Here is a 12518-nt window from a genome sequence, read left to right as displayed (position 1 = left end):
TATTTGTCTACTATATTTTAAGACTCTCATTGTATTATGCTGAACCCCGCAAAAGCAGTAAACGAAGAAGCACGACTCCACGCGCTTCACAGTTATAATATTTTACATACCGAAAAAGAAGCTGAGTATAATGAAATTACGGATCTTGCTGCAGAAATTACAGGTAAGCCAGTAGCAATCATCTCACTAGTGGATCAGGAGGAAGTATGGCTCAAAGCTACCTCAGGAATGGATATTTGTAGTTCTGAACGCAAATATTCTTTTTGTAGTCACACGATACTTGAAGAAAATGAATTGTTGATCGTCGAAGACTCCAATAAAGATTCCAGGTTTTCCGGCAATCCATATACCGAAGGTGAGACACCCATAATTTTTTATGCGGGGGTGAGTTTAAAAGATGAAAGTGGTCATGCGCTGGGAACACTTTGCGTAATTGACCATAAACCGAATACAATCACAAAAAAGCAAATCAACTCTTTGCAAGTATTAGCAAGGCAAATAATGAAATTGCTTACTTTACGAAAAAGTAACGAACAGCTCAAAAAGTTACAGTCTGAGCTCACTCAGAAAAACGAATTACTTAGAGGTTTTGCCGGAATCGTATCGCACGATATGAAGATGCCGTTGGCTAATATGATTTTAACTACAGATGTGCTACGAGCAAAATATGGAAATCATTTGGATAAAAAGGGTATATCCTATTTGGATAACCTAAAACATTCTTCTTTTAAATTGAGTGATTATGTGGGTAATCTACTAGCTTATTATGAATCAGACGGTCTCTCTAAAGGCAAACCAGAAGAATTTGAATTAAATCATTTATTGGAGGAAATTGTAGAGCTCTTGGGTATCGATCATAAAGTAACTATAAATTTTCCGGAAGAAAACATAAATTTACATTGCAATCGAGCAGCGCTTGAGCAGATTCTTCTTAATCTAATCGGCAACAGTCTTAAATATAATGACAAAGATGAAGTCGTAGTAACCATTGGATGTAAAGAAACAAAGGAAGCATACTATTTTGAAGTTTCTGACAATGGTATTGGCATACCCGAGGACAAGCAACATTTAATTTTTGATCTATTTACTACAGTAGCCGAATCTGATCGTAAAGGGAATAAGGGGAACGGCATTGGTTTGAGTACAGTGAAAAAACTCATTGATAGTCTTGGTGGCGAAATCAAAGTTGCTTCAATAGAAAATGAGGAAACTGTTTTCAATTTTACAGTAAAAAAATAATATTCCCTAATTAGTTTACATTTTATTTTAGATTAATTTTATATTGCGAATACACGCTTCAACACATTTTTCACCATCAATTGCTGCAGAGATAATTCCGCCCGCATACCCTGCTCCTTCTCCACTTGGGTATAAACCTTTGATTTGAACATGTTCATAGGTTTTACGATCTCGCGGAATACGAACTGGTGATGAAGTTCTTGATTCTGGTGCATGTACAACGGCCTCATTAGTTAGGTATCCTTTCATACTTTGGTCAAACGCTTTAAATCCTTCCTGCAAAATTTGATGAAGAAAAGATGGAAATACAGTTCCCATATCAATACTAGTGAGCCCGGGTTTATAGGAAGTTTCAGGTAAATCCTGAGAAACCTTACCACCCACCATATCAATCAAACGCTGTGCCGGTACACGCTGCGTTTCACCGGCAAGTTGCCACGCTTTTTGCTCTATACTTTTTTGAAAATACATTCCGGCCAAAGGCCCATGTTGTTGAAAATTTTTAAAATCCTCCGGACGAAGTTCTATCACTATTCCGCTATTTGAGGTAGGTTGATCTCTTTTTGACGGTGACCATCCATTAGTAACCACTTCTCCCGGACTTGTAGCACAAGGTGCTATGACTCCGCCAGGGCACATGCAAAAAGAATACATCCCACGACCCTTAACTTGCTTTACAATACTATACGGTGACGGCGGTAAATAAGGTCCTCTTGTAGCGCATTTATACTGAATTTGATCTATAAGCTCTTGAGAATGTTCGACACGAACCCCCAGTGCAAAAGGCTTAGCTTCGATATGAATCTGTTTCCTGTGCAACAATTCATAGATATCCCTGGCCGAATGACCCGTGGCTAAAACTACTGCATTAGTCTCAATTACATCTCCTGATTTTGTTACAACGCCTACAATAGCATCATCTTTAATTTGTATGTCGGTAACTCGTGTCTCAAAAAGAATTTTTCCGCCTTGAGCAATAATTTTGTTACGCATTGCAGCAATAATATCGGGCAATTTATTCGTCCCAATATGAGGGTGTGCTTCTACCATTATTTGACCTGTAGCACCAAACCCCACTAACAGCTTCAAAATGCGATTAACATCTCCCCTTTTCTTTGATCGCGTATATAACTTACCATCACTATAGGTACCTGCGCCTCCTTCTCCAAAACAGTAATTGGAGTCCTCGTTTACCAAATGATCTCTGGTTATTGCCTTTAAATCTCGACGTCGAGCTCTAACATCCTTACCTCGTTCTAAAACGATAGGCTTGCATCCTAATTCTATAGCTCGTAAAGCGGCAAATAATCCTGCTGGCCCTGCTCCTATAATCACTACCTCATTGGCACGGGAAACCTCTGGATATTGAGGTAATTGTATAGGATCATCAATAAACGTTTCATTAATATAAACTCTTACTTTTAAGTTTATTTTAATAGCAATTTGTCTGGCATCAATAGATCGCTTTAAGACTTGCACATGAGTAATCTCATTTACCTGCAATGCATTTAATTTTGCTATTTTCTGCTTTAATAACGTGGTATCTGCTGCAGTTTTTGGTGATACTTGTATACTAAATTCGTGCTGCACAATCTTGTTTCTATTTAGGGGACGAAGATACAACAAACTCTTAAAGATTATTAGCACTGCCGTGATACTTCTTTCATAGAACAACAATAATATGTTGTTTTTTGAGTTATCTTTGAACTTAAACAACCTTAAATTTACGATTATGAAAAAATTATTTTTAGTTGCTATCGCAATCATCGGATTTTCTGTATCAACACAGGCACAAGATTTAAAATTCGGTTTTAAAGGTGGAGTAAACTTTGCTTCCATTAATGGTGATGATGTAAGCAGCAATTTAGACGGGAGAACAGGGTACCATATTGGAGCGGTTGCTCAAGTAAGCCTGATGGATATGTTAGCACTTCAACCGGAAGTTTTGTATTCTGCACAGGGAGCAAAAGATACAGATATTGACTATCTTAATGTACCTGTTTTATTGAAATACAAATTTGCTAAGCTTTTTAGTATTGAAGCCGGGCCTCAATTTGGTTTTGTTGTAAATGATGATTTTAAGGATGGTGGAGAGCCAGAGAGCTTTGATTTTAGTGGAGCCGTGGGTGCTGGAGTAGAAATCAGTTCCTTTTTTGCTCAAGTGCGTTATAATATTGGATTTACTGATGTGGTAGATGGTGCTGAAGCTAAAAATGCTACCTTCCAAGTATCTGTAGGATACTACATCTTTTAAGGTAACAATCATATTATGCAAAAAGGCGGAAGTTTTCACTTCCGCCTTTTTTTCATTATTTCGCGTAAATACTACGTACTACTAACGCCTGCGGTTAGCATTACGTGATCTTCGCTGCCGAGGTTTTCGACCGGAATTAGATGCGGATTTCTTCTTTGCAGAACTTTTGTTTTTAGTTGGGGTAGTCGGAAAAGGTGTTAACGGTTCAAAACCTTCAATAGCATCCTTATCAATTGGATCGCCCAATAATTTTTCAATATCCCATACATATTCCATCTCGTCATGAGAAACCATCGAAATAGCTTCCCCACTAGCACCTGCTCTACCCGTACGACCAATACGATGTACATAATCTGCAGCTATATTCGGCAATTCGTAATTAATAACATGCGGTAGTAAAGGGATATCTAATCCTCTTGCTGCGATATCAGTCGCAACCAACACCCGTATTTTACCTTTTTTAAAACCGTCTAATGCTTTGGTTCTTGCTCCCTGACTTTTATTACCGTGAATTGCAGCAGCAGAAATACCTCTTTTTGATAGCTTTTCACTGAGTCGATTGGCTCCATGTTTTGTTCGTGTAAAGATCAATACTTGTTTCCAGTTACCATCAGAAATTAATTTGATCACTGCAGCTGCTTTATTGGTTTTATCCATTAAATACATGCGCTGTTTTACTTTTTCTGCTGTCGAATTTTCTGGGGCTGCTTCCACCGTCACAGGGTGATGTAAAATTCCTCCTGCTAATTTTTTGATCTCTTTTGAAAATGTAGCTGAGAATAATAGATTTTGACGTTTTGATGGAAGTAAATCTAGAATTTTATTGATATCTCGCTGAAATCCCATATCCAACATACGATCAGCTTCATCCAATACGAGCGTAGTAACCCGACCAAGTGAAAACGCTTTTTGACTATGTAAATCAAGTAATCTTCCAGGAGTCGCTACCAAAATATCAACTCCGTTGCGCAAGGCTCTGATTTGTGGTTTGGCATTGACTCCGCCAAAAACTACTGTTGATCTAATATCCAGATGCTTACTATACGCTTCTGCATTATCCAAGATTTGCGCAGCCAATTCTCGTGTTGGTGTTAATACCAATGCTCGGATAGGACGTTTACCTTGTTTTTTTGTTTCTGTAATAATTTGTAAAATAGGAAGAATAAATCCGGCTGTTTTTCCGGTTCCTGTTTGTGCGGATGCTAACACATCCTTACCTTCTAAAATTTCAGGGATTGCTTTTTCTTGAATAGTAGATGGTTTTGTGTATCCTTTTTCGCTAATTGCTTTTAACAATGCGTCGGATAATCCTAAGGCAGTAAATGACATAAATAATTTTTGAGAGCTTTACAATAAAATGGTTCACTGACAGCTCTTTATTTGAGGGTAAAGGTACATCTATTTTTAAACAAACACTCATTCTAAGAATTAAGTGCATTATATGAACCTGTTATACACTATAATTCATGTCAAAAAATATGAAGATAGCGCTTCAATATATAGCTGTATTTTTCTAAAAAAATGAAAGCCTTCTTAAACCTTAATTTCAAATCTTATAGTATCTTTACCTTACATAAGAATCAAGAAACAGAATGCATTTTAAACACCCTGAATTTCTTTACGCACTTTTCGCATTAATAATTCCTCTTCTGATTCATTTGTTTCAACTTAGAAAATTTCAAAAGATTGAATTTAGTAATGTTCAATTTTTGAAAGCTGTAAGTTTACAAACGCGTAAAAGCTCGAATGTAAAAAAACTTATAATTTTACTTACCAGAATGCTTTTGCTTGCTTGTATTATCCTTGCATTTGCGCAGCCTTTTTTTACTAATGACAAAGATTTTGATGCCCCACAAGAATTGGTTATTTATCTTGACAATTCATTTAGTATGGAAGCTAAAGGAAAAAAAGGCCCTTTGCTAAAGCGTGCAGTGCAAGAAATAGCAGAAGCTATTCCGGAGCAGCAACTATTTACATTATTCACAAACGATGAGGTTTTTAAGGAAGTAACTAAAAAAGACGTTCTCAATGACCTTTTGCAAATTGGATACAGTCCCAATCAATTAGCATATCACACAGCTTATCTAAAGGGAAAACAATTTTTTTCCAAAAATCAGGAATCAAATAAAAATTTAGTATTGATTTCGGATTTTCAAATTAAGCAAAATCCGTTGGAGATAAGTTTTGATGGTGCTATTGTGCCAAAACTTATTAAGCTCACGCCTGAGTCTAAAAATAATATTGCTATCGACACGCTGTATCTTGAGCGCAACAAAAATAATGACCTTACACTTGCTGCTTCGGTTTCCTCCACAAACTTGTCGTCGGCAAGTGTCCCTATTACGTTATTTGATAATGATAAATTGATCGCCAAATCTTCTGTTTCTTTTAATGAACAAGCAGTACAAAAAATAAGTTTTAGCTTAAAAGAAGGACAGGACTTACGAGGTAAATTGGTGCTGCAAGACCCTATGCTATCTTTTGACAATACAAGATATCTGGCTATTAATTCACCTAAGAAAATAAAGGTTCTCTCAATATCCGGTTCCGATGATGCCTTTTTGAAATATATTTATACTCCCGATGAATTTATACTTACACAAAGTAATTTAAATGCGTTAAACTATAACACCCTAGGTCAATCAGATTTAATTATCCTTAACGAAATTGAAACAGTTCCTGTCACGCTCCTTAACGCGCTTAAAGCATTTGTAGCGAGTAAAGGTGTACTTTGCTTTATACCGTCTGTAAAGGGAAATTTAAAAGATTATAACGAACTACTCAATCAACTAGATGCTACTCCGTTTAACGCTCTCATACCAGCAGAAAATCTAATTACTACCATTCATTTTGATCACCCGTTGTTTAAAGGTGTTTTTGATAAAAAAATTGATAATTTTCAATATCCAAAGGTAAAATCCTATTTTCCGGTAAATTCGACACGATCCATTTTATCGTATACCGATGAACGTACCTTTTTATACAACCATAAAAATCTTTATGTTTTTACTGCAAGCATAGCTTCTGATAAAAGTAATTTCAAAAATACCTCTTTAATTGTACCTGTCTTATACAATGTTGGAAAAGAAAGCTTAAAACAACCTGTTTTGTATTATCAGGTAGGTAAATTAAACAGCTATGATGTACAGATCCCATTGGATCAGGATGAAATTATATCCCTGTATTCTGAACAAGAAACTATCATCCCGTTGCAACAAAATTTTACGAATAAAGTTAGAATAACAACCGATGAAACTCCGACTCGTGCCGGGATGTATACCCTTACCAAAGGTGATGAGTTTTTCGATCATCTGGCCTACAACTACGGTTCATCAGAAAGTAGACTAAAATATCATACACTGAAACCAGGAAATGACTACACTGTGGCGGATACTATATCGCTTTTATTTGATGAATTAAAAGAAAACAACCGCGTACAAGAGTTTTGGAAATGGTTTGTTATTTTTGCGTTAGTTTTCTTATTGCTAGAAATATTATTACTAAAATATCTAAAATGAAGGTTTTATTAAAAGATACTACTGTACTCGATCCACTATCTCCATATCACGAAGAGTCTGTTGATATTTTAATTGAAAACGGTTTCTTTAAACAAATAGCAAAAGAAATAAAGGCATCTGAGGATATGAAGGTAATCACGTTTCCTAATTTATCTTGTTCTCAAGGGTGGTTTGATAGTAGTGTAAGTTTTGGAGAACCAGGGTACGAAGAACGGGAGACGCTTTTACACGGTTTAAACGTTGCTGCTCGAAGCGGATTTACTTCAATAGCGCTTCAACCCGATACCAACCCAATCATAGACACCAACGCCGCGGTAGGATTCATCACAGGTAAAACCGTGCATAATCCTGTAAAGGTTTATCCCATAGGTGCACTTACTGTTAAATCTGAAGGTGTGGATCTTGCAGAATTATATGATATGTGTCAAGCGGGTGCCATCGCTTTTGGCGATTATAAAAAGGCGATTGAAAATCCTACACTGCTAAAATTAGCTTTACTATATGTACAAAATTTTGACGGATTGGTAATTTCTTATCCACAGGACAATGCTATTGCCGGTCATGGGATGGTACATGAAGAAGAGCAAAGTACATTATTAGGCTTAAGAGGAATCCCTGCATTGGCAGAAGAACTTCAAATAGCTAGAGATTTATCTATACTTGAATATACGGGTGGGAAATTACATATTCCAACCATATCCACCCAAAAGTCAGTTAAGTTAATACGAGATGCTAAAGCTAAAGGTCTGCAAGTAAGCTGTTCGGTAGCGGTACACCATTTGATATTGACCGATCAGGAGTTGACTACTTTTGACACACGTTATAAGGTGTTACCTCCTTTACGTACAAGCTCCGATACTACTGCACTGATTAATGGCATTAAGGATGGTACCATCGATATGATTACTACAGACCACCAACCTATCGATATTGAAAACAAAAAGGTAGAATTTGATCATGCAAAATATGGAACTTTAGGACTAGAAAGTGCTTTTGGTATACTTAATAATCTTATTGGCACTACGACAGCTCTCAAGATGTTAACGCAAGGCAAAACTATATTTGGTATCAAACCGGTACCAGTTGAAATAGGAAACCCTGTAGACATAGCGCTATTCAACACTTTAGGAAAAGGAAAATTTACCAAAGAAAAAGTATTGTCTACTTCAAAAAATAGTGCGTTTTTTGGTAAAGAAACGCAAGGTGAGGTCTATGGTATCATTGCACACAGTCACATTATTGTAAATACTTGATTTTTAAATGGTTCTGCTTAAATAATAGCTTTGCTATTTCTTGGGTTCACACATAAAAATAAATTCTTAATGGAAACAAATAACACATCCGGCACAGGAAAAACACCCGCCATAATTGCATATCTAACAATTCTTGGCACCATCATCGCATTTTATATGAATCAAGATGAAAAGAAAACATCATTAGCCAGTTTTCATATCAGACAAGCGTTAGGGATTCATATTTCTTTTTATCTTTTAGGTGCTTTAGTAAGCCTTTTTGATTCTTGGCCTATCACATCGGCATTTTATATTTTCATACTTGTGCTATGGGTTTTTGGCTTAATCACAGCAATACAAAGTGAAGAAAAATCAACACCGATACTAGGACCTTATTTTCAGCAATGGTTCACTTTTATTAAATAATATACCTCACTTACAATTCTAACAAATTTTTCAATCTCAATGCAAGCACAATCCCTTTCTCTTCATCATATAATTCGAGCCCCAAAAGTAACTTCTGACCAACCACCAGTTCTTTTTATGTTTCATGGATATGGTAGTGATGAAAATGATTTATTTTCGTTTGCTTCAGAATTACCTGATGAACTTTGCATTATCTCGGTAAGAGCTCCCTACCCTATGCAACCCTACGGGAATGCTTGGTACGCTATTTATTTTGATGCAGCAGATGGAAAGTTTAGCGATGACAAGCAAGCTGTCTTATCCAGAGACGCTATTGCTAATTTTATTGATGAAGCTATAACGGCCTATAATCTCAATTCATCTAATGTCACTTTGTTAGGGTTTAGTCAGGGAACTATTTTAAGTTATGCTGTTGCGTTGTCTTATCCAGAAAAAGTCAATAATGTTATTGCTTTAAGTGGCTACATTAATGAAGCTATTATTGCTAACGGATACGAGAGTAAAGATCATACCAATTTGAATGTATATTGTTCTCACGGTAGTGTGGATCAGGTGATCCCTGTCGATTGGGCGAGAAAGACACCTGATTTTTTAAGCGCTGTGGGAATTAAAACATCCCTACAAGAATTTCCCGTTGGTCATGGTGTGGCTCCTCAAAATTTTTATCAGCTAAAAGAATGGCTGAAGGAAAAACTGTAACTGTTGAGCTTTGCAAAAGCGTACTATATTTAAAACTACCTATATTTATCGTTTAAGCCTATTCCAGCTAAAATCATAGGAATAATTTTAGCTACTCTTTTTTCTTGTGTAGTCTCACGCTTGGCTGAATCTATGTATTCTGTAAACTCTTTTTGCTTGAAGAAAGTGAATGCTTCAAATTTTTCTGAGAGAATTGTGTCCTCTGACAAGGCTTTTTTAAGAATTTCAGGAACAATAAGAGTTTTCGATACTGATTTTACGATCTTAATCTCTTTTCCCTGTTTTTGATTAAGGATCGCCTCTTCCACATATAATTTGACAAGATTGCTGTCAATATCATCCAATCCTTCAAATCGCCATTGTCTTAGGCCTCGCGTTTTATCTTCCTGAGCATTCACTAAAACCTGTTTTGGGTCTGTTAAAAAAACTCCTTGATAAAACCATATCCCCACATACGATTTAAACGCTCCTAATCCAATAACATTCTTTTTATCGATTGTATACACTGGAGCACCCCATTTGATTGTTTCATCCATCGATGTTGATAGCATTATCTTTCTTAAAAGCTCTAACGCCTCCCTCCTTTCTTCATGGGATTCAATAAATGCTTCGACTGTTGTATACTTTTTCATGACTATAATTAAAACTTCAAAGTAATCTCTTGCTTCTGTTGAGAGTCCCACCGCGAAATTATTATCAATTGTCGCTGCTCTTGGTTATATTCAAATGCATGCGCTGAATTATCTACCAGAGTCTCTTTCGGTTTATTTTGCACGTTATGAATTACTAATGTAATATCTCTTTGCTTTCCGGAATACTGCTTACCAATAGTACTTGAGTAGTTAAAAGATAGCTCTTTTTTATTATTTATAGCGTTAAATTTTATAAGTTCATATTGGTTTTTCTCAAAAGCCTGTGGCGTTATACCATCATCCTCGTACAAAATTTCTGAAGCCTTTTCTACACTATCATCATGATAATAATGAAGATTTAGCTTTTGGGTGGTATACGCATCCGTAGTCATAACGACATCTATCATCGGTATAAAGGCGCCAGCCTTGGCAAATGTGGGAATATGATCTTCAAAAAGTTCCACAGTTTTTATACCGCTTTCATAACGTTTATCTGTATAAAAATCGAACCAAACACCGGATTCAGGAAATTTAATGTCCATTGTTTTCAGTCCGGAGCTTGTCACAGGTGCCACGAGTAGGTTCTCTCCCCATAAATAGTTTGTATGTATTAGTAGATCCGAAGAATCAGTTGCTGTATCAAAAGACACGGGACGCATCAAAGGAAGCCCTTTTTGATTGTTTATAAATGCTAAAGTGTAATTGTAGGGCAATAACTTATATCGTAATTCAATACTCTGCTTGGCTAGCTGCAGTGTTTTTTTATCATGAAAAACAGGCTCTGGTGCGATATGTTCTTGTGCATGAGGTCTAAAAATTGGTTGAAATACCCCATACTGTAACCATCGTGTGTATAATTCTGCATCAAATTCTTCTCCTCCGGCAAAACCTCCAAGATCAGAATGCATATAACCCATACCCTGCATCCCCATTTGCAACGCTATTTCGGTTTGTGATTGCAATCCTCCCCAACTACGACTTACATCGCCCGACCAGGGAATCATGCCATATTTTTGGGATCCTGAATAACCTGCTCTCATTAGGATAAAAGGGCGTTTTTTGGGAAAATCTTTTTGATAGCCCTCATAAACCAAACGTGCCCAATCATGGCCATATATATTATGAACCTCGTCTGCGGATCCAGTTGCGTGAAGTAAATCTGAAGGATGCACTTCGGGCTCTCCCAGGTCACCCCACCAACCGGCTACGTTATATTCATCAGTAAACCTTTTATAAAATGACCAAAACCATTCTTTTGCCTTAGAATTATATATATCAATGATCCCGGTATTTCCAAAGTAGAAATCATAAGCATAGGTTGCTCCGGCTTTATTTTTTCCCAAATACCCATTGGTATCAGCTTCTTTCCATCGCTTTGATGTTGAAAGTACAAAAGGCTCTGTTATTAGAATTGTTTTAACACCATCTTCTTTGAGATCTTTAATCATTTTCTTGGGTGTTGGAAAAGAATCACTCAGGAATTCCAAATTTCCCATATGCCCTTTAATATCTTTTCCGAACCAATAAATATCCAAAACCAATGCATCAAGTGGTATACTATCTTCTTTAAATTTTGCAACTACATTGCGAACTTCTTCCTCTGAATGATACCCAAACCGACTGGCAAAATTACCAAAACTCCATCTTGGAGGCATGGGTTGTCTACCTGTAAGTTTTGTGTACACAACTGTTACATCTCTTAAGTTGTTTCCTGCGATAACTTGATAAGTCTTGCGACCACCAATGGCTTCGTATTGTAAGGTGTTGTCCTTTTTGCTATCTAAATCTAAAAAACCAATTGCAGGATTATCAAAGTGAATCGCATAGCCTTTTGAAGAAATAACTAACGGTATTGTAAAATTCATCAACGCCGATTTTGTTTCATAGCCATAATGGGCGCGATTGTATAATTCTAATCGATGTCCTCTACGATTCATCCCTATAGCTCTTGCTCCTCCTCCAAACAGAACTTCCTCCTTCCCTATTTCAAAATCAAGTATTTCGGTTGAATCTGTTTTTATATACCCTTTACCTTCAGCAATAAGCGATCTTCCCATATATTCGTACGAAATCTGAAAAGGTTGTTTCTTAATTGAAACTTTAATTCCATCTTTTAAACCATAGGAAAGTGTATTCTCTGATTCTACAAACTGCGTATTGTCATCTATTGCATTAAGAACCACGGCATGCGAAATGGTATCTAACTGTTCTCCGTAAGGAATAAAGCTGGTTTCAATAATTTTATCAGAAAGTATAGAAAAATGATACATCCCATTTTCTACCTGTACTTTTAAATGATCCTCATGAGTTTTGACACTTTTAAAATACTCATTCTGCTGTGCAGATAAAACAAGATTAGATACTAAAAATAGAAACGTAGTAAGTCCTTGCAAGAATTGTAAAGTCATGTGTGGTGATTAAAATAGTTCTTTCAAAGATATGAGAATATGGAACGCTATTCTCCATAAACATTCATATAAGATAACTTTTGCGATATCATCACGGAGAATTAATTTTT

At 36.3% G+C, this 12518-nt stretch carries 10 protein-coding genes; 6 read left to right on the top strand and 4 right to left on the bottom strand.

The window, feature by feature from the left end:
- Window positions 1-36: 36 nt before the first annotated feature.
- Window positions 37-1239 (top strand): sensor histidine kinase, encoded by a 1203-nt coding sequence (locus BD809_RS05530; RefSeq protein WP_148781972.1) that lies wholly within the window; start codon window positions 37-39, stop codon window positions 1237-1239.
- A 27-nt stretch (window positions 1240-1266) separates the two neighbouring features.
- On the opposite strand, the gene BD809_RS05525 is transcribed toward BD809_RS05530, so the two are convergent.
- Window positions 1267-2829, bottom strand: coding sequence for an NAD(P)/FAD-dependent oxidoreductase (locus tag BD809_RS05525; RefSeq protein WP_246131434.1), 1563 nt, complete (start codon window positions 2827-2829; stop codon window positions 1267-1269).
- Window positions 2830-2971: 142 nt separating this feature from the next.
- On the opposite strand from BD809_RS05525, the gene BD809_RS05520 reads away from it, so the two are divergent.
- Window positions 2972-3493 (top strand): porin family protein, encoded by a 522-nt coding sequence (locus BD809_RS05520; protein WP_170251765.1) that lies wholly within the window; start codon window positions 2972-2974, stop codon window positions 3491-3493.
- A gap of 81 nt (window positions 3494-3574) precedes the next feature.
- Here the strand turns inward: BD809_RS05520 and BD809_RS05515 are convergent, their stop codons facing one another.
- Entirely contained in the window at window positions 3575-4822 is a 1248-nt protein-coding gene (locus tag BD809_RS05515; protein ID WP_148781969.1) for a DEAD/DEAH box helicase, read from the bottom strand.
- 263 nt (window positions 4823-5085) lie between these two features.
- On the opposite strand from BD809_RS05515, the gene BD809_RS05510 reads away from it, so the two are divergent.
- From BD809_RS05510 to BD809_RS05495, 4 genes are all read left to right on the top strand, one after another.
- Complete coding sequence (locus BD809_RS05510) at window positions 5086-7011, top strand: BatA domain-containing protein (RefSeq protein ID WP_148781968.1); 1926 nt, start codon at window positions 5086-5088, stop codon at window positions 7009-7011.
- Window positions 7008-8264 (top strand): dihydroorotase, encoded by a 1257-nt coding sequence (locus BD809_RS05505; protein WP_148781967.1) that lies wholly within the window; start codon window positions 7008-7010, stop codon window positions 8262-8264. Before BD809_RS05510 ends, BD809_RS05505 begins: the two co-directional genes overlap by 4 nt.
- A 69-nt stretch (window positions 8265-8333) precedes the next feature.
- Entirely contained in the window at window positions 8334-8669 is a 336-nt protein-coding gene (locus tag BD809_RS05500; RefSeq protein WP_148781966.1) for a hypothetical protein, read from the top strand.
- Window positions 8670-8708: 39 nt separating this feature from the next.
- Window positions 8709-9368: an alpha/beta hydrolase gene (locus BD809_RS05495; protein ID WP_148781965.1), complete on the top strand. Its 660-nt coding sequence runs from the start codon at window positions 8709-8711 to the stop codon at window positions 9366-9368.
- A gap of 35 nt (window positions 9369-9403) precedes the next feature.
- On the opposite strand, the gene BD809_RS05490 is transcribed toward BD809_RS05495, so the two are convergent.
- Together BD809_RS05490 and BD809_RS05485 are read right to left on the bottom strand one after the other, a co-directional pair.
- Window positions 9404-10000 carry a YdeI/OmpD-associated family protein gene (locus BD809_RS05490; protein WP_148781964.1) on the bottom strand — a complete coding sequence of 199 codons (597 nt, stop codon included), beginning with the start codon at window positions 9998-10000 and terminating at the stop codon, window positions 9404-9406.
- An 8-nt stretch (window positions 10001-10008) separates the two neighbouring features.
- Window positions 10009-12408 carry a glycoside hydrolase family 31 protein gene (locus BD809_RS05485; protein WP_148781963.1) on the bottom strand — a complete coding sequence of 800 codons (2400 nt, stop codon included), beginning with the start codon at window positions 12406-12408 and terminating at the stop codon, window positions 10009-10011.
- Window positions 12409-12518: the final 110 nt, after the last annotated feature.

Source organism: Aquimarina intermedia, from assembly GCF_008124785.1.
GTDB lineage: Bacteria > Bacteroidota > Bacteroidia > Flavobacteriales > Flavobacteriaceae > Aquimarina > Aquimarina intermedia.
Note: the sequence above shows the minus strand (reverse complement) of the source record. Positions and strands in the feature narration are given on the sequence as shown.

Excerpts from the sequence above, each read along its gene's own strand:
- BD809_RS05530 (WP_148781972.1), top strand. The coding sequence starts at position 37 with ATGCTGAACCCCGCAAAAGCAGTAAACGAAGAAGCACGACTCCACGCG.
- BD809_RS05520 (WP_170251765.1), top strand. The coding sequence starts at position 2,972 with ATGAAAAAATTATTTTTAGTTGCTATCGCAATCATCGGATTTTCTGTA.
- BD809_RS05515 (WP_148781969.1), bottom strand. The coding sequence starts at position 4,822 with ATGTCATTTACTGCCTTAGGATTATCCGACGCATTGTTAAAAGCAATT.
- BD809_RS05510 (WP_148781968.1), top strand. The coding sequence starts at position 5,086 with ATGCATTTTAAACACCCTGAATTTCTTTACGCACTTTTCGCATTAATA.
- BD809_RS05505 (WP_148781967.1), top strand. The coding sequence starts at position 7,008 with ATGAAGGTTTTATTAAAAGATACTACTGTACTCGATCCACTATCTCCA.
- BD809_RS05500 (WP_148781966.1), top strand. The coding sequence starts at position 8,334 with ATGGAAACAAATAACACATCCGGCACAGGAAAAACACCCGCCATAATT.
- BD809_RS05495 (WP_148781965.1), top strand. The coding sequence starts at position 8,709 with ATGCAAGCACAATCCCTTTCTCTTCATCATATAATTCGAGCCCCAAAA.
- BD809_RS05490 (WP_148781964.1), bottom strand. The coding sequence starts at position 10,000 with ATGAAAAAGTATACAACAGTCGAAGCATTTATTGAATCCCATGAAGAA.
- BD809_RS05485 (WP_148781963.1), bottom strand. The coding sequence starts at position 12,408 with ATGACTTTACAATTCTTGCAAGGACTTACTACGTTTCTATTTTTAGTA.